Origin of the sequence: Aquimarina sp. AD10 (assembly GCF_003443715.1) — a bacterium.
Classification (GTDB): domain Bacteria; phylum Bacteroidota; class Bacteroidia; order Flavobacteriales; family Flavobacteriaceae; genus Aquimarina; species Aquimarina aggregata.
This window is the reverse complement of sequence record NZ_CP031965.1, coordinates 2,746,829-2,764,442: the sequence shown is the minus strand read 5'-3', so window position 1 is coordinate 2,764,442 and position 17,614 is coordinate 2,746,829. Positions and strand designations below refer to the sequence as shown.

The window sequence follows — 17,614 nt, the reverse complement described above, 5'->3', positions numbered from 1 at the left end:
CCTCTCTAAAAGTTAGAAAAAAGTTAAAGTATTTTCACTTAGAATAACCTTAACAAGCTATCAGCAAAGCTTGATACTCTTTTGCATATTCTGAAATTTCTTTTAGATGTTTTATTAAAAAGTTTGAACGGTGAATGCTTGGGGTCACAATGAGACAATTTTTACCAAAGCGAGACAATATTGTCTCGCTTTTTTGTTGATTATTATTACTTTTATATTCAGAAAATAAAGGATATATGTCCTTTATAACATTGTTATAGGCAATAGGCCCAAACCTGAAAAGAAATAATTATGAATACTCACGCTGACAAAACACAGGAGAAAAAAAGCCAATCGGTTTCAATTGCAGGTTCTCAGATGCAGAGCGGTGGTGAATCTACTTTTCAGTTTATGGATAACAGACCAGAAGCTATCGCTCAAAGAAAACTGCACGAGATGGCTAACAATAGTCCACGTGTTTCGCAGTTTAGAGCTTTTCAGAAAATGGCAAATGTAAACTCCTTATCAGAAGCAAGGAAGATTCAACAGGGTAATATAGATGCCAGTGTAACAACCCAGCAAAAAAAGAATGGAAAGGAGCGTGCTACGACTTTATCAGAAGTGGTACAAAGGGTAACGGTTGGGCGGATACATTCTGACATACATCAAGTTTTTGGGGCTGTGAATACGTTGGCAGCGCTAAATGCCATACTAACCGCACATGGGATCGTTAACTTTACAGAAGCTGAAATCTTTAAAAGATTGAGGCCTGGCGGACACGTGGGAACAGGGAACGAAATGTTTACCCGTGTCGATGGGGTTATATTAGATCAATATGTACAGATCAGGATAGGGAACTTGAATGCTGGAGCATTAACCGCGGTTGTTAATGCCGCGATCGCATCAATGGGACAGACCTTTTATGACAATCGAACAGGAGGGCCTTTAATGGCTGGCTTTTCGCCTGCTGGCCTCGCTGAGAATGGCAATTTGGTTCCCAGACAAAATTTATTGGGTATGCTTAGGACCCAATTGTCTGCTGACATTGCAGCAATGGCAGTTCAAAATATTACAGTTGCCGGTGGCAATGGCTATTCTGTTACAGCCGCGGCTTTAAACAACTTCCTATATACTGAAGGGGCCACGCTAACTCAAATCGTAACCGCCCTTACTCAAGCTACTGTTGCTGTCAACGGTGCTTGGAATAGGGTCAGAACTTTGGGCCAAAACCCCAACTATCGTGCAGAATTAAAGATTGGAGGTATTCCTGGCAGGCGGGTTTTTGCACCTACAGGTTCTATGGTCTTGTCGGTGGTCGGTAATTCACTTCATTAATCGAAATATAGAGTATCAATACAACGCCTATAACAAAACCTAAACTGCATTGAAACGCAGTTTAGCCAAATCGTTGTATACAATGCTAGAAATGTAACAAACAAGAAAGTTAATTGTCATAATTTCATCAATCACTTTTAAATCTAACTATGAAAAAATTTTTGATTCTAATACCCATTCTCACACTGACTGCATTTACTATTCCAAAAGGTAGTTTAAAACTCTTTGGAATTATAAGACACGACAAAGGCACTAAAAAATATATTGAATTAGGAAATAAACCAGAATATGACTGTGTTGGTCGCTATTCTGAATCCATAGAAAGCAATGATTATGCAGTTGGAATTTTAATTTCGCCCAAATGGGTTTTGACTGCATCTCATTTTGTACAGGACACATCTTTCTGGAAGTTTGGAGATAATTTTTATAAAACCAAGCGAATCATTAAACATCCCAAATTAAAACCTGTTTCTAAAGAAGCACAATGGAATGGGTGGGATATGGCATTAATAGAACTGGATAAACCCGTTTTGGATATTATCCCAGCTAAACGCTATTATAGAAACGAGGAACTTGGACAAACCATAACCAAAGTTGGATATGGATATGTAGGTAACGGAAAAGATGGAATGGACAACCCGAGAAAACAAGAAAAACTTGGAGGTCAAAACGTTATAGACGCTATTGGCGGGACATTTGAGGATAGAAAGTTCAGCACAGACGTAATGGTTTGTGATTTTGATAATCCTGATAACCCTGAATCCAATCACTTCGGTTCACCTATTCCATTAGAATTAGAAATTGGAGGCTCAAAAGGAGATAGCGGAGGAGGAATTTTCATAGAAGAAAATGGTGAAACGTATCTGGCTGGAATAGTTTCTGGGGCACTAAATAGACAAATAAAATATGGGTCGGTAATGGCTTTAGCAAGAGTTTCAACCGCAAACCAATGGATTGACTCTGTTATTGAAAAAAAATAAAACACTGTATGTGTTCAATGGCTGTTAAAAGCCAACGCTACAGCCAAGCCACTATACATATACTTAACGTTATTTTTTATTCTCTCCAAAAGTTATAAAAAAGTTAAAGCATTTTTTAATATAATGATCTTAGCAAGCTATCAATAAGGCTTGATGATCTTTTGTGTATTTCGAAATTTCTTCTAAATATTGTGTTAAAAAGTTTGAACTGTGAATGCTTGGGGTCACATCAAGCACAAAACCTGCAATGAAATTGCAGGTTTTGTTATTTGGAAAAGATTGAAGCCAAAAGCTTCAAGGTTTTATAGAAAAATAAAGAATAATCTATCCTCTTTGTCTAGTGTAAGCGTTGATATTTCTAAGAGTTCAAAAGTTATCTCAATTTGTCTTGTTTGTTGCAGTGTAATAATGAGGTTCTGCATTTGACCCTTATTGTCTTTATAGGTTGTTGGTAAGTAGTTTTTTTAATAATGGGTTATCAGTTTATTCTGCTTTGTAATCAAAATGCGGATAGTTCCCAATAATATACCAATTTTCATTTTCTTTAATTAGTGTTATTAATGAATTAAAAACCATTTTTTCACTTTCCAGAACTATTTTGGCATATGCAATATCTCCGTTAATTTCTATTAAATTTATTTTCATAGTTCGCGGTATTCCTCCAAAAGTATTTTCTCTTATTAGGGTTAGATACTTTTCTTTATCAATTATAAATAAACCCTTTTCTGAAAAAAATCCAGACTGTATATTTCTATATTCGTTATGTAATACCTTATTTAATTTATCTAGATTGCTTTCGTCTCCTCCTTTAATAAAATCAGTAATGCATTGTATAATTTCTTTGTTCATTTTACTTTTTTTTAGTTCTACCGAATGTCTAATTTTAAGTGTTAAGATTTATATTTAACAATTCTTAAGTTGTTTTTACTTATGAATTCATTCATAGGATTCATTCTCAATGCAACGTCAACCCCAAATTCACCAAAGGGATTAGCGAGCTGTTTTGCAACTTGTTCAAAATTCATTAGGCAATTTATTCTGGTATTTCTGAAAATGTTAAAATAAAACCGTTTAAATCCATTATGGCGAATTCATTAGTGCCATAAAAAGTTTTGTTCATCGGTTTTATGATATTAGCCTCTTGAGATATTCGATTATAATAACTATTTATGTCTTTTACTCTAATGTAAAAAGTCAATGCACCTCCAATGTTTAAAGGTTCTATTTCTTTATACTCGGTTTTTAATGATTTTTCCTCTTGGAACATCATGCCTACATTATCTAATATTACATAGCCCCAATCATGTTGACCTGATTCTGGATTTGTATCTATCAATTTAAAGCCTAAATTGTTTGTATAATAATCGATGGTTGCATTTACGTTATTAACCATTATGTTTGGTGTAAGAGATTCTAATTTTGCCATATAGTTGTTTTTAGTTGGAGAATAAGAATTAATAAAGGAGTTAATGAGAACTACCATTAAAAAATATTCCATAATTACTTCTATTACAAATGTAATAGGTAAGAAATGGTTATACTATGTAAAAAAACGACAACCTTATAATTCGGAAGGATTTAGTCCAGACATTTTATTTATCTCTTTGGCAAGATGAGAATGATCGAAATAGCCATTATCAAAAGCTACGCTTAATAAACTCAAGTTTGGCATTTTTGTGATATAATCTTTGGCTTTGTTAAAACGAATTATAGAATGATATTCTTTCATGGTAACTCCAACTATCGTTTTAAAACGTCTTTCCAGTTGTCTCAAACTTATACAATGATTTTTAGCTACTTTGCTCAAGTCTAACTCTCTATAGTTAGATCGTATAGTTTTACAAACCGAGTGTTCTAGTTTGTTTATGTCAAGACTTGACCAATTTATTTCGGTCATTAAAAAACTATTGATTAATTGGACTTTTTCTAAATGATTCTTTTTATCAAAAAGTTCATCTAAAAAAGAATTGTTAAGTTTAGGAAATAAGTTTGATGCATTTATAGTCGTGTTTTTTATTTGTGAAAGCGAAATATTAGAGATAGAATTAAACTGACCCGTTTTAAATCGAACCCCTAAAGTTTCAGAATTCTCTCTTGATACTACTTTTTTAAACTTTGTCATCATACCCGAAACTCTAATTTCATTTTCTGGATTCAAATGCATTTGTTTGTCAAGGTCAAAAATGATGTCAACATATCCATCTGGTAGGATTCTAGACTCTATTTCTTTTCCATTATTTGTTGCTATCCAAATGGTATCAACAATTAAATTCAAATTTTTAGGCGGTATGTATTCTTTATAGCTCATTCTAATTACTGTCAACATGTTCGTGCATGAGTAGTAGCTAATTTTTATGTGCTACTTTTCAGAAATTAATGTACAAAATATAAGTAATATTGACTTGAGTTAAAACTCAAATCACTATGTTTTTTTATACATTGTTAGTATTAGTTATTTTCATTTTTTCTCTAAATAAATTAATTTCTTTTGAGTTACTATTTTTTAATTTATATGAATAAAATCGTTTTTGATTTATGGGTGTTGATTTTTTGAGTGGTAGTCTAATTGTATTATTCTTCAACTCTTTTTCACATAAATATTTAGGTACAATACTAAACCCTTGATTATGTTTTATAGATTCTATTATGTCTATATAAGAAGGTAAAATATATCTGGGTACAATTTTAGAACTAGTACCGAATCTAGCTTTCCAAAACTTTTTTATATCATTTTGCTCATTATCAAAAGAGAACCAAGTTTGTTTTTGTAGCCATTTGATGAGATTTTTTTCATTATGTTCTAAATCTTTTGGAATTTCAATGTCATTTGAACTGATTAATACCAACTCTTCATTCTTTAAAAATGTAAATTCATGGTCGTATATAAAATGTTTTTTTATTCCTATAAGTAATTGAACTTTATCAGTATCAAGCGCTTCAATTAGTTCTTTTTCGTTACCAAAAAGAGTAACGATATACATATCAAAAGAATAAATTTTATGCATTAATTCTTTCTTGAAAAAGTCGGTAGTACAACCAATTGTTATTGCAGAACGTTGCTTCTTTGCTCGTTGCCCTGAGTAATATTCTACTTTCTCTAATTCTCGTAATGGATTATTGATTTGTGAGTATAGAAATTTTCCATATTCGGTAGGTGCTAATGTTCTAGTTGTTCTTTCAAATAGTTTTTTGCCAATATGGTTTTCTAAAGCGGATAAATGTTTACTAACTCCTGGTTGAGTCATATTTAATTTTTTTGAAGCCTCCGTTATATTTTTACATTCATAAATAGAATTAAAAGTTCTTAACCATTCTAAATTAATCATAACATATATTATAAATAAGGAAATAAAAATAATTAAAATTATTGATGGGTTGAATTTATATTTGTGAAAAACATAAATTATGACAACGACATTAGTAATAAACTACACACCTAGAAAAGGGTCTTATACAAAAATCTTATTTGATGAATTCGTAAAGCTAGCAAAGAAAAAAACCAAACTAGTTCATTTAGATTTATCTCAAACACCTCCAGATTTATTGTTGACTGAAAACCTGAAATTAATAATGGAATGGAACGGAGGAAAAAGAGATTTTTCAGAATCAGAACTTTCTGTTTTGTCAAACCATAATGGATATATAAATCAAATACTAAGAGCAGATAATATTGTTGTGGCTTTTCCTATTTACAATTTTACCTTACCTGCAACAGTTAAAGCTTGGATTGATGCTATTATAGTAAGCGATAAAACATTTTCTTTTAATCCTGAAAGTGGATTTACAGGACTATGTAAAGGTAAAAAAGCGTTATCAATTATTGTTAGTGGGTTTGATTATGAAACTTCTAATGATGTGAAAGAATATGGTTCATCAACAATAAGGCAAAATTTTGATTTCATAGGAATATCTTCCGAGCAGATTTTAGCTTTTGGGGTTGACCAAAATAGGGATGAACTGACTTCTATTTTGGATAATGCTAAATCGGAAATTAAAAAATTGGTAGATAGCTGGTTTCCCAACCATATCCATAGTAATAACTTCCACCACCAGTATCAAAATGCGGATAAAGATATTTAGATGTTGTTGCTTCATCTAGTACTGTATTGTCCCGTATTGATTGGCTCCAGAGTAATAAGTTACTTGCTCTTGATAAAATACCTCATATCATTAATGACCTTACCCGGCGAGTTGGTTATTTGTAGTAAAGCCTTTCTAATACAAATTCTTTATTCAGCATCATTCCTGCTGTTGTTCCCATTGATACTGCGTTTGCAACGGTTCGTATTCGAGTTGTGTTATCGCCGCATGCATAAATATTAGGGATACTTGTTTTTTGTAAATGGTTGGTTTTTATGTAACCTTCGTCTGTTAATTCACACCCTAATTGTGTTGGGATAGAGCAGTGTTGCTCAAAAGGGGTTTTAGTATAAATGGCTTTAACTTTTTTTGTTGAACCGTCATTAAAAATGATGTTTTTGAGATAACCGTTTTTATGTTCGAATTGTTCAATTTCCTTTTCAATAATTTTGATTTGATGTTTTTGTAGTAACTTGTTTTGCTCTTTGGTGAACGTGGATTTCCCATTGGTAAAAAGTGTTACATCTTGAGTCCAATTTGTAATAAGTCTAGAAAACTCGAAACCGTATTCTCCATTTCCTAAAATACCCGTTGTCTCTTTTTTTACTTCATATCCGTGGCAATATGGACAATGAAGAATTGAAATACCCCAGCACTCTTTAAAACCATTGATTTTTGGCATAATGTCTTTGATCCCTGTTGCAAAAATCAATTTAGTAGCAGAAACCTTATCTCCGGATGAAGTTTGAATTTCAAAACCGTTTTCGATTTTATTTCCTGTGGTAGCCATATCGTTTAAGAAATGAACAGTATCATATTTAGCTACTTGTTGTTTGCCAAGCGTTGCTATTTCTTGTGGCGTTTTTCCGTCTTGAGTTAAAAAATTATGTGAAAAAGGAGTTTGTTGATTACATGGTTTTTGGCTATCAATTACAAGTACATTTCTTAGTGCTCTGCCTAACGCCATTGCTGCAGCAAGACCAGAATAGCTTCCCCCAATTATTATTACGTCAAAATGTTTTATATCTATCATGTATTTAGTCTTTAAAAGTTCTTTTGATCTTAATGGTAAAACGAAAGCTGTTGTTAAAATCCCACTTTGTTTGATGAATGTACGTCTGTTAAAGTTTTTCATCTTTTTGAAATTTCTTTAATATCATATTTAGAAACGGTAAACCGATAAACATCATCCATGGTACTAAAATTAAGGTTAAGATTAAGGTTCTAAAATACAATGGAATGTCTGCTAAGTATTTTCCCAATACTAGATAAAACAAGGTGATCGAGGGATAAATTACAATCCAAATTTTGACAGCGTTAATAATTCTGGTTTTCATAATTGTCTCTTATGGTATTATAATCTGTCCTGTTACTGTGCCGAATAGACTTTTACGAAATCCAAATTCTAACTGTTTCATTGTGGTCGGGATTTCACCAGGGAAATGAGAAAAATATTGTGGTGAATCCTCGATTACTGTTGGACTAACTGCATTGATGCGAATTCCATTTTCTAATTCAATAGCAGCTGCACGTACAAAACCTTCTACCGCTCCGTTAGCTGCAGAAGCATTGGCAAAATACCGTTGCGGTTCGTGAGTTAGAGCTCCTGTTATTAATGTAAAAGAGCCTTTGGGTAGGATGTATTGCTGACCAATAAGCACAAGATTAATTTGCCCCATCATTTTGCCTTGAATTCCTGTCCTAAAAGTTTGATCACTTAGATTTTTCCAAGGCCCAACAAAAGTGGGTCCAGCAGTAGAAATCAATGCATCAAATTTTCCAGCTTGTTTAAACATTTTTTCTATAGATTCGGGCGATGTAATGTCTACTTGAATATCACCTGACGAGCGGTTAGCTTTAATTATTTTGTGATTTTCCTTTTCTAAAATAGTTGTTAGATATTGTCCCATAGTACCAGATGCACCTACAATGATTATTTTCATAGTTGTCTTTACTTTTTTAAGTGTGAGACAAAATTATTTCGGTTTTCAGGATAATAGATAGGACAAAAATCAAGTCGTACAGGACTTATTTGAAGTTTTTTCTAAAAGTTTCAGGCGAAACTCCGGCGTGTTTTTTGAAAAACCGGATAAAGTATGAAGTGTCTTCATAACCTAATTCGTAGGCAATTTGATTTATTTGATGAGATGTTCCTAAAAGATTTCTTTTTGCTTCAAGTAAAATATGTTCGTTAATGATTTGCGAGCAGGTTTTATCAACAGTTTCTTTGGTTATTTTATTGAGTTGAAAAGAAGAAAGATTCATCATTGTAGCATACTCTAACACTTGCTTGTGAGATGAAATGTTGTTTTGCAATAACTCTAAAAGCTCTTCTAATCGCTCTTGAGAATATTGGTTATGATTTGAAATTGTTTTCGGATTTTGGCTTTGCCTTATAATCTCAATGAAAAGAATTTCTAAATTTGCTTTGATTACGTCTTCATATCGTTCTTGTTTTAGAGAGTACTCTTCATAGATAAAAGACAAAATAGAAAGTAGTTTTTTGAATTTTTTTGAATTTAGAGGACAGTAATTTTTATGACTTACTTTGCGGAGTACAAAGTTTGTTGGCTCTTCTTTTGGGGCATAAAAATCTCGATTAAATTGTATAAGGTAACCGGTGGTTCCTTTTTTAAGAGTAAGTTGGTGTACTTGTCCGGGTCTCATAAAGAAAATCGAATGATCACTGACGGGATATGATGTGAAATCAATACTATGTTCACCATTTCCGCTTTCTAAAAATAAAGCAAAGAAAAAATTGTGCCTGTGAAGTTCTTGAACCAAATCATTCTCAGAAATTAAGTTTTTTAGTTCTACAATATTAAAACTTTGTGCCGAATAAGGTTCTTTAATATGTCGTACAGGAATTTTTTCCATTCAAGGTTTCTGTCCAGGTTTTAGAATTATCACTAAGTTATACTATCTGCCTCTTTTTCGAAGTATTGGTTGTTTTTTTTTAATAAGGATGGTACAATAACAAATATACGAGAACCTTTTGATCTATACTTTGACCTGCGATGAGTATATATAAAGAATGGTATATAGTGATTTATTATCTGTTGTAAAAAAAAGACTTTTGCCGATAACTATTTATATAATACTTTAGTTGTAAGATTGTAAAAAAAACATGTTAATGACTTCTTCTAAGTGATCACTTAGAAGAAGTCATTAACATGTTTTACATTGAGATAAATTACATGATAACTACCTTCTTAATTTGGGTAATTCCATTAGTATAGAATTGGATAATATAAATTCCAGCACTTAAGATCGATGCATCAATTGTATCATTATCTATAGTACCTGACTGAACAGATTGCCCTGAAATATTCTTAATAGTATACAAAAATCCTTTTGCATGGGTTAAGTTGATTACCCCATTAGAAACTGGATTCGAGTTAATTTGAATTTTTTTAGACGTTAAACCCTTATTGTTTTCACTAACAATTTTCCAATTTTGTTGACTATTGCCAATTTCATAAGGCCACAAATGTATCGCCTTGCTATTATTCCTGTCAACTACCTTTTCACAATGTAATGGTTGTAAAAAATAATTATCTCCTATTTTAGTAATATTCCATTGTTGATGGGTATTGCCCGCCGAAGTCCAAGTGCCTAAATTAACATTTGGATTCTGTGGCTTATCATTGGCATTACAAGCTTCATAAGGAACTTCTAAATACTCATTGTTTCTCTGGTTTTTTATAGTATAATATTCCCCAACTTTAGTGAATACCCATTTGGCACTATTACCGGTACTATTTTCTTTATTTATCGTTCTTCCACTAGGGCTATTAATACTTACATTTCCTGATGGATCTTGTATATAATAAACACCATTTGCAATATTTGCAGCAATTCTTGGATCATTTGTTGGCGGATTCGTATTTCTACCATCATCAATTCTAATATTTGATATCGAATATACTTCACCAGTTGCGCTTGTTTTTCCTCTAACGATTATTTCAACAGTGTTTCCTGTAATTCCTTTTTTAGTAACCGTTTTTTTGGTAAAACTATCGGTGTTTTTAGAAATAGATTGTTCGGTACCTCCATCAACTTTATAGAAAACATTTAGGTAATCAGCAACTTCCATATCACCTGTACCTTGAATATCTAGCGATATATTTGCCTTAGAAACACAGGACATATCAATTATTCCAGAAGACCATGTTTTAGTTTCATTACTAACCGTAAAATTATTGCCTTTATATGGAACTTTACAATCACTTGATGGAGGTGTAGTGTTTGTTGGTATTTTTGCTCCTTCTAGGTTGGTAGAATGTCTGACCTCATCGATAAATATTTTATTGTTACCTGATCCGGCTTGTCTGTACATTCCAATTTTATTTTGCTCCATTCGTTGTGGAGCGCCATAATAACCATGTTTAATATTGTTAATACTATATTTTGTGTACTTAGATTGGTCTGCAGTTTTAGTCCAACAAGCTATCCAACCAGTTGCAGCGTTAGGACTATATTCCCAACCAATTATAATATCGTACCATATTCCTTTTTTAATAGCAACAAGATCTTTACCTGAAACCGATGGGGCTGGATTACGTTGTGTATTTCCGTTTTTACCTGAGCGAGAGGCTAAATGAAGCATATTGCCACTTTTAATTTCGAAAGCTACAAATGGATAATTGCCTTTTTGACCAGAAGACTGAGCTTGCTGTGCTTGCTGAAGAACGAACCATGAAGCAGGATCATCCCATGTGTCTGCTGCTAGTTTAATACTGAAACCAGTATAATGAGTATCTCCAGGATTTAAGGCTGGCTCTGCTGTTGAATAACATGAGTTTAAGCAGTATTCACTACGTTGAACGCCATTAGTGGTATTAATACCACTAATCTTCATTTCTACACTTTTAGATCCTGCTCTACTAACATTAGATATTTTTGGCAGGTTTTGTCCATCGCCTTGATTTTGCCATCTTAAGCTTCGACCTTCGTCATTTAAATAACCATCTGATTGACGAATAGAGGCATCTTCGCCATCTATATATACATCACCAGAAGCAACAGTTGGTGGTGTCACTGTCGTACTAACGATTCTCCAGGTTTGCTGGCCGTTACCAGCTTGATAAGGCCATAAATGTATAGCTTTACTATTATTTCTATCAACTACCTTTTCGCAATGTAATGGTTGTAAAAAATAATTATCACCTACTTTAGTAATATTCCATCGTTGATGATTGCTATTAGCAGAAGTAAAAGTTCCCAAATTAATATTCGGATTTTGGGGCTTATCGTTGGCATTACAAGCCTCGTAAGGGACCTCTAAAAATTCATTGTTTCTTTGATTTTTTATAGTATAATAATTTCCAACTTTAGTGAATTGCCACTTAGCGCTATTACTGGTAACATTTGCTTTATCAATAGTTCTTCCACTAGGACTATTAATCTTTACATTTCCTGATGGATCTTGTATATAATAAATACCATTTGCAATATTTGCTGTAGGTCTTGTGTCATTTGTTGGTGGATTAGGATCTGGATTTCCTCCATCGTCAATTCTAATATTTGATACCGAATATACTTCACCAGTTGCGCTTGTTTTTCCTTTAACGATTATTTCAACAGTGTTTCCTGTAATACCTTTTTTAGTAACTGTTTTTTTGGTAAAACTATCGGTGTTTTGCGAAATAGATTGTTCAGTACCTCCATTAACTTTATAGAAAACATTAAGGTAGTCAGCAACTTCCATGTCACCAGTACCTTGAATGTCTAAGGATATATCTGCTTTAGAAGCACAGGACATATTAATTACTCCAGAAGACCATGTTTTAGTTTGATTACTTACGGTAAAATTATTGCCTTTATATGGGACTTTACAATCATTTGATGGTGGAGTAGTGTTTGTTGGTATTTTTGCACCTTCTAGGTTAGTAGAAAACCTTACCTCGTCAAAATACATTTTATTTGTACCGCCTACTCTTCCTCTGTAAATTCCGGTTTTGTTTTGACTTACTTGTTGAGGTGCATCGGTATAACCAACTTTAATATTATCTAAACCATACCTTTTGTAGGTTGTTTGATCAGCAGTTTTTATCCAAACAGCCAAAAAACCATTGTTACTATTAGGGCTAAATTTAAAACCAACTATTGCATCATACCAAACTCCTTTTTTAAGAGTAATTATTTCTTTATGGGTGAATTTTATATTGCTATCACCATTTTTTCCTGAGGCTACTCTAACATCTAGTTTATTCCCTTTTTTGATCTCTAAGGATACAAATGGGTTATTGTTTTTTTGCCCAGGTGACTTTTTTTGTTGTGTTTGTTGAATAACAAACCAAGAAGTAGGATCAGCCCATGTCTTAGCATCTAATTGAAAACTAAGACCAGTATACCAAGTATCGCCAGCTTTTACAGAAGGCTCACTAGTTTGCCAGCAGGCATTTAAACAATACTCTGAACGTTGACTAGTGCTACCTGTAGAAGCACCATTAATTTGCATAGCTACACTATTCGAGCCAGCTCTTTTAATGCTTGAGTCTATTTTTGGTAAGTTTTGTCCATCACCTTGATTTTGCCATCTTAAGGTTCGACCTTCGTCATTTATATAACCATCTGATTGACGAATAGAGGCATTTTCACCGTCTATATATACATCACCAGGGGTAGAAATAGGGGGTGTGCCTGAAGCACTAACAATTCTCCAGGTTTGTTGACTGTTACCAGCTTGATATGGCCATAAATGTATAGCCTTGCTATTATTTCTGTCTACCACTTTTTCGCAATGTAATGGTTGTAAAAAATAATTATCTCCTACTTTAGTTATATTCCATCGTTGATGATTACTATTAGCCGAAGTCCAGGTTCCTAAATTAATATTTGGATTTTGCGGTTTATCATTGGCATTACAAGCCTCGTAAGGGACCTCTAAAAATTCATTGTTTCTTTGATTTTTTATAGTATAATAATTTCCAACTTTAGTGAATTGCCACTTAGCGCTATTACTGGTAACATTTGCTTTGTCAATAGTTCTTCCACTAGGACTATTAATCTTTACATTTCCTGATGGATCTTGTATATAATAAATGCCATTAGCAATATTTGCCGCAGGTCTTGTATTATCTGTTGGCGGATTTACAGCATTTCCTGTTCTAAAAGATGAAGAAGGTATGTTAGCCCCATTAAATAAAGATCCTTTAACAAAATTAGACCATCCATATCTTGCTTGGGTTGGATTTGAAACATTACTTGCCGAAACTTCTATAGCTCCATTTTTTACTACGGCAGTTGCTTTTACAAAATTTCCATTAGATCCTGCGATTTCAAAATTATCATCATTAGTTAATTTTAAACCGTCGGCATAGTCAAATTTAAGTATCCCTTTTCCGTTGTTAAAAGTTGCAGAACGAAATGTTGGACCAGAGAAAACGATGTTCTTACCATATTGTTTGGCTAGTGCCCAATATGCTAATCGTTGTCCTACTTTTTGTTTTTTTGCAGGGTGTATTCCATTAATCTCACCTACATCTAATAAAGAAACCATGCCTGTGTTAGATATATTTTGGGCTAAAAATTGTGTTTCTCTTAATTCTTGAGATTTTTTGTTTTTATAATCATAGGGAGCTATCTGAGCAACATAAAAAGGTAAATCTTGGTTATCAAACTCTGATCTCCAGGCTGAAATAAGATTCTTTAAGATCCCTTTGTATTGATCTGGATCACCTGTATTGCTTTCTCCCTGATACCAGTTTACACCTTTAATTGTGTAAGGGGTAACAGGATGAATCATTCCGTTATATAAAGCTTCTGGAACAATAAAACCTCCATTAATATTAACGATTCTATATTTTCCTTTATCTGGTGTTTGTCTTGCTACATCTAAATCAGCAATAACATTTTCGAATCCTCTAACAGAAGTTAATGACTTTGCTGTGGTCCACGCTTCTCCTTTTGAGTTGCCTCTAGATGCTACAATAACACCTACGGGTACTTTTAATTTTTGATGTATTTCTTTTGCAAAAAAATAAGCTACCGCCGAAAAGTTTTTAACGCTATTAGGATTACATACTGTCCAATTACCGCCAAGTGAGGTTTCTCTGTTATAAGAAGGTTTTAAGGGCACCTTAAATAGTCTGATGTCGGGAAATTTGGCATTAGCAATTTCGGTAGGGCCATTATTTATAGGTTGATTATCCCAACCTTTCATAGGCATATCCATATTAGATTGACCAGAACATAACCAGACCTCACCTAATAAAATACCTGAAAAATCATACGATTTTGTAGCGTCTTTAATGCTTAATTTATATGGACCACCAGCATTGCCGGTAGGAATCTTGACACTCCAAGTACCATTATTTTTTATTTTTGTTGTTACATTGTTGTCATTACCCAATTTGATTGTAACGGTATTACCTGGTTTTCCTTTTCCCCAGATATTTGCTTTTGTATTTCGCTGTAAAACAGCATTGTTTTTAACAAGGTTGGTAACGGATAACGTTTGGGCCTGTAATGTTAGAGTAAGGGAGAAAAAAATAAACCCTATACAGAGATAGACTTTTTTTTTAAAAGTTGAAAAATGTGATTTCATTTTGTTATTAGTTTAGTTTTAATTGAGAGAATTAATAGTTGAGAGTTAAGAAGTTAAATTATTATAAACAAAATTGATTGCGTCAACCAACGAGTATTCGTAGTAGTTAAATTAGTATTCGTATTATATGATCTATTTAGGATATTTTTATCCCGTACTTGATCATTTTAATACCGTGATAAATAATTGTACCTGTTCCTATAAAATAAAGGTCAATTGTGATTCTAGGGTAAACATCTTATAACTTCAAGAAGTTGAAGGTCAGATTTTAATATAGATTGTATAGCTTTTGCTAAAAGAGTTGTGAGAGAGTCAAAAAGACACACTAAAAGAATTAATAGATAAGTGACCAGTATTACAGGAACTTTAAGGGACTAAAGAATATATTCTATGTGTATATTCTAGAATAAATAAGGATCAAATAGATTTAAAGGATGTTTTTTTGTGAGAAAGAGTTAAGTGTTTAGCTTTTCTGTATTTCTTTTTACTTAAATTTAAGATAAATATTAGCATCGTTGATTGATTCATTTACGAAATGCTAGTGACGATAAACGGCATAAATAACTTTATTGATCATTTAGTGATGTTAATTTTCTATAAAATTTAACTTCTTGACTGTCAATTAGTAAGATTTTTAAATTAATTGAACTTTGAAAAAAATATCCAATCTAATTCAATTTCCTTTTCATTTTCAGATTTAAAAAGACATACAATATTTTTTTCACCAATGGGTTGATAGTTCATTTTGGCATTTATAGTTTTCCATTTTCCATTTGTATTAAAAACTTTAGCTGTTGCAATAATTTTACCTGTAGGGGAGTTTTCTCTAATCTCAATACTTGCTTTTTTTGAAGAACTTAGTAATTGTAATTTAGCGTATTTAGTTTTTGTAGTAAAGTTTACAGAATTGTATTGCACCCAACTTTCGGGTTTTGTATTGGTTACTTTCCATTCAGGAATGCCAAGACCTTTTATGAAATCTATTTCAGCGTTATAAATTTTTGAATACCTATCCATATGAATAGTATCTGTTGCTTGATGAACTCCAACTCCGCGTAAAGTAGGTATAACCTTTTGTATAGTTCCATCTTTATTAAAAAACAAGCTATCTACACATACTGACCTTAAGTTTCCTACTTTTGAAATATTGTTATGATGGTAGAACATATACCATTGTTTTTTATATTGGACTATAGATTGATGATTTGTCCAACAATCTTCAAAACGATCCATGATTGTTCCTTTATATTCAAAAGGACCTAATGGGTTTTTACTAATTGCATATCCAATTTCTTCTGTACTGTTTTTGGTGTCTCTATTATGCGGAAATGTTAAGTAATACATGCCATTTCGTTTAAATACAAAGGGACCTTCTTTGTACTCCTGAGGTAAGTCTTTAATTAAAATTGCTTGACCATTAACAGATTTCATATCATCCGAAAGTTTTACTCCTTTTAAAGAATTCCCTTTTCCGCCTCCCCAATACATATAGGCCTGCCCATCATCATCTATAAATGGATTTGGATCAATACCTTTTAATCCCTGTATATAATTTGGTTCTATAGAAAAGGGGCCTTCTGGATTTGTTGCTGTAGCCAACCCTATCTGTCTAAAACCACTTTTGTCGGCGGGCTTATTAGGAAAATAATAATAGTATGTTCCATTTTTATATGTTATACATGGAGCCCACATCCCATATCCAACTTTATTACCCCAAGGCACATCTTTTTGAGCAACAATAACACCATGATCGGTATAATTAATCATATCGGTTGTAGAAAAAGCATGGTAATCAGTCATAACATGACCATTAGTTTCTTTTTCTGCTCCTAATTTTTCCCATTCCTTGTTCCATGCGATATCTTGAGAAGGATATATATATAATTTTCCATTATAAACACGAGCTGTTGGATCTGCGGTATAGATATGTTTGATGATAGGATTTTGTGAAAATAGATTAATAGAAATATTAAAACATATTAAAATTATTATACCTGGATTTTTCATATAAAATAATTTATCTCATTCTTTTTTAGAATGCTATATAAGAGTGAATATATACTAACCTTGTCAACAAAAGTTTAAGAAACTTCGGTCAAATACGAATGTATATCTTTTTGTTAAGTGCTAATTTAACTCAAAATGTGATACGTCAAAATGATTTGCATGGTAAAACCAAAAAATCAACACTGTCTTAGTTCAAGAAAATAATGACACATGATCTATGTATAGATTTGATGGTTATCTTTTTTATAAACCAAAAAATGGCAAAAAAAATAATCAGCGAGTGTAGCCAATATTTTTTTGGCCAATTCTGTTAAAAATAGTACGCCCAAACCTGTCTTTGAATTTTAAAAAAGAGATTCTTTTATCTCTTTTGCCAGTATCTTTGATCGTCTAAAAAATGTATTCTATATCGTTTAGATTTGGAGTCTTTTTTATTAGTTTCTTTTATATTTTATAAGCGTAATTAATGTTACAACAGTCCATACTCCTTCAAGTATTATAAATGGGATATACCCCATAAGTACTGATGCAAAACAAGCCATGCCTGCACCCATCAAATTTAGTAAGATAAACGTTAAATCAGTGCTTTTAATTTTTCCAATTACATTAAGTATATATGCTAATAGAATTTGAAAAACTCCAATAAAACCAATCCAATCTATACTATTCATTTCCATCTTTT

14 protein-coding genes are annotated in these 17,614 nt (G+C 32.5%); 3 read left to right on the top strand and 11 right to left on the bottom strand.

The genetic code is table 11. The features are described from left to right. Nucleotides 1-291 precede the first annotated feature (291 nt). On the top strand, nucleotides 292-1,314 hold the full coding sequence (locus D1816_RS11480; protein ID WP_118503005.1) for a hypothetical protein: 1,023 nt from the start codon (nucleotides 292-294) through the stop codon (nucleotides 1,312-1,314). A 149-nt stretch (nucleotides 1,315-1,463) separates the two neighbouring features. Further along, entirely contained in the window at nucleotides 1,464-2,294 is an 831-nt protein-coding gene (locus D1816_RS11475) for a trypsin-like serine protease (protein WP_118503003.1), read from the top strand. Between the two features lie 483 nt (nucleotides 2,295-2,777). On the opposite strand, the gene D1816_RS11470 is transcribed toward D1816_RS11475, so the two are convergent. The 4 genes from D1816_RS11470 to D1816_RS11455 form a co-directional block, all read right to left on the bottom strand. Next, nucleotides 2,778-3,143 carry a nuclear transport factor 2 family protein gene (locus D1816_RS11470; RefSeq protein WP_066316661.1) on the bottom strand — a complete coding sequence of 122 codons (366 nt, stop codon included), beginning with the start codon at nucleotides 3,141-3,143 and terminating at the stop codon, nucleotides 2,778-2,780. A gap of 184 nt (nucleotides 3,144-3,327) precedes the next feature. Beyond that, on the bottom strand, nucleotides 3,328-3,720 hold the full coding sequence (locus D1816_RS11465; RefSeq protein WP_066316660.1) for a glyoxalase/bleomycin resistance/extradiol dioxygenase family protein: 393 nt from the start codon (nucleotides 3,718-3,720) through the stop codon (nucleotides 3,328-3,330). A 135-nt stretch (nucleotides 3,721-3,855) separates the two neighbouring features. Beyond that, nucleotides 3,856-4,602 (bottom strand): helix-turn-helix domain-containing protein, encoded by a 747-nt coding sequence (locus D1816_RS11460; protein ID WP_205504655.1) that lies wholly within the window; start codon nucleotides 4,600-4,602, stop codon nucleotides 3,856-3,858. A gap of 124 nt (nucleotides 4,603-4,726) precedes the next feature. Continuing rightward, entirely contained in the window at nucleotides 4,727-5,620 is an 894-nt protein-coding gene (locus tag D1816_RS11455; RefSeq protein WP_118502999.1) for a LysR family transcriptional regulator, read from the bottom strand. Between the two features lie 79 nt (nucleotides 5,621-5,699). On the opposite strand from D1816_RS11455, the gene D1816_RS11450 reads away from it, so the two are divergent. Further along, a complete protein-coding gene (locus tag D1816_RS11450; RefSeq protein WP_118502997.1) occupies nucleotides 5,700-6,374 on the top strand; it encodes an NAD(P)H-dependent oxidoreductase in 675 nt (224 codons plus the stop codon). Nucleotides 6,375-6,489: 115 nt separating this feature from the next. Here D1816_RS11450 and D1816_RS11445 read toward each other — a convergent pair whose 3' ends face one another. From D1816_RS11445 to D1816_RS11415, 7 genes are all read right to left on the bottom strand, one after another. Then, the gene (locus D1816_RS11445; protein ID WP_369887310.1) at nucleotides 6,490-7,407 is read right to left on the bottom strand and encodes an NAD(P)/FAD-dependent oxidoreductase; all 918 of its coding nucleotides are present in this window, start codon (nucleotides 7,405-7,407) and stop codon (nucleotides 6,490-6,492) included. An 88-nt stretch (nucleotides 7,408-7,495) separates the two neighbouring features. Further along, nucleotides 7,496-7,711, bottom strand: coding sequence for a hypothetical protein (locus D1816_RS11440; RefSeq protein ID WP_066316648.1), 216 nt, complete (start codon nucleotides 7,709-7,711; stop codon nucleotides 7,496-7,498). A 9-nt stretch (nucleotides 7,712-7,720) separates the two neighbouring features. Next, nucleotides 7,721-8,317, bottom strand: a complete 597-nt coding sequence (locus tag D1816_RS11435; RefSeq protein WP_118502993.1) for a short chain dehydrogenase — start codon at nucleotides 8,315-8,317, stop codon at nucleotides 7,721-7,723. A gap of 85 nt (nucleotides 8,318-8,402) precedes the next feature. Then, nucleotides 8,403-9,251, bottom strand: coding sequence for a helix-turn-helix transcriptional regulator (locus D1816_RS11430; protein WP_118502991.1), 849 nt, complete (start codon nucleotides 9,249-9,251; stop codon nucleotides 8,403-8,405). A 316-nt stretch (nucleotides 9,252-9,567) separates the two neighbouring features. Continuing rightward, nucleotides 9,568-14,925 (bottom strand): heparin lyase I family protein, encoded by a 5,358-nt coding sequence (locus D1816_RS11425; protein WP_118502989.1) that lies wholly within the window; start codon nucleotides 14,923-14,925, stop codon nucleotides 9,568-9,570. A gap of 639 nt (nucleotides 14,926-15,564) precedes the next feature. Next, nucleotides 15,565-16,932 (bottom strand): family 43 glycosylhydrolase, encoded by a 1,368-nt coding sequence (locus D1816_RS11420; RefSeq protein ID WP_118502987.1) that lies wholly within the window; start codon nucleotides 16,930-16,932, stop codon nucleotides 15,565-15,567. A 434-nt stretch (nucleotides 16,933-17,366) separates the two neighbouring features. Next, nucleotides 17,367-17,609: a hypothetical protein gene (locus D1816_RS11415; RefSeq protein WP_232517413.1), complete on the bottom strand. Its 243-nt coding sequence runs from the start codon at nucleotides 17,607-17,609 to the stop codon at nucleotides 17,367-17,369. Nucleotides 17,610-17,614: the final 5 nt, after the last annotated feature.

Excerpts from the sequence above, each read along its gene's own strand:
- D1816_RS11455 (WP_118502999.1), bottom strand. The coding sequence starts at position 5,620 with ATGATTAATTTAGAATGGTTAAGAACTTTTAATTCTATTTATGAATGT.
- D1816_RS11480 (WP_118503005.1), top strand. The coding sequence starts at position 292 with ATGAATACTCACGCTGACAAAACACAGGAGAAAAAAAGCCAATCGGTT.
- D1816_RS11470 (WP_066316661.1), bottom strand. The coding sequence starts at position 3,143 with ATGAACAAAGAAATTATACAATGCATTACTGATTTTATTAAAGGAGGA.
- D1816_RS11415 (WP_232517413.1), bottom strand. The coding sequence starts at position 17,609 with ATGGAAATGAATAGTATAGATTGGATTGGTTTTATTGGAGTTTTTCAA.
- D1816_RS11465 (WP_066316660.1), bottom strand. The coding sequence starts at position 3,720 with ATGGCAAAATTAGAATCTCTTACACCAAACATAATGGTTAATAACGTA.
- D1816_RS11420 (WP_118502987.1), bottom strand. The coding sequence starts at position 16,932 with ATGAAAAATCCAGGTATAATAATTTTAATATGTTTTAATATTTCTATT.
- D1816_RS11430 (WP_118502991.1), bottom strand. The coding sequence starts at position 9,251 with ATGGAAAAAATTCCTGTACGACATATTAAAGAACCTTATTCGGCACAA.
- D1816_RS11445 (WP_369887310.1), bottom strand. The coding sequence starts at position 7,407 with ATGATAGATATAAAACATTTTGACGTAATAATAATTGGGGGAAGCTAT.
- D1816_RS11425 (WP_118502989.1), bottom strand. The coding sequence starts at position 14,925 with ATGAAATCACATTTTTCAACTTTTAAAAAAAAAGTCTATCTCTGTATA.
- D1816_RS11450 (WP_118502997.1), top strand. The coding sequence starts at position 5,700 with ATGACAACGACATTAGTAATAAACTACACACCTAGAAAAGGGTCTTAT.
- D1816_RS11475 (WP_118503003.1), top strand. The coding sequence starts at position 1,464 with ATGAAAAAATTTTTGATTCTAATACCCATTCTCACACTGACTGCATTT.
- D1816_RS11435 (WP_118502993.1), bottom strand. The coding sequence starts at position 8,317 with ATGAAAATAATCATTGTAGGTGCATCTGGTACTATGGGACAATATCTA.
- D1816_RS11460 (WP_205504655.1), bottom strand. The coding sequence starts at position 4,602 with ATGAGCTATAAAGAATACATACCGCCTAAAAATTTGAATTTAATTGTT.
- D1816_RS11440 (WP_066316648.1), bottom strand. The coding sequence starts at position 7,711 with ATGAAAACCAGAATTATTAACGCTGTCAAAATTTGGATTGTAATTTAT.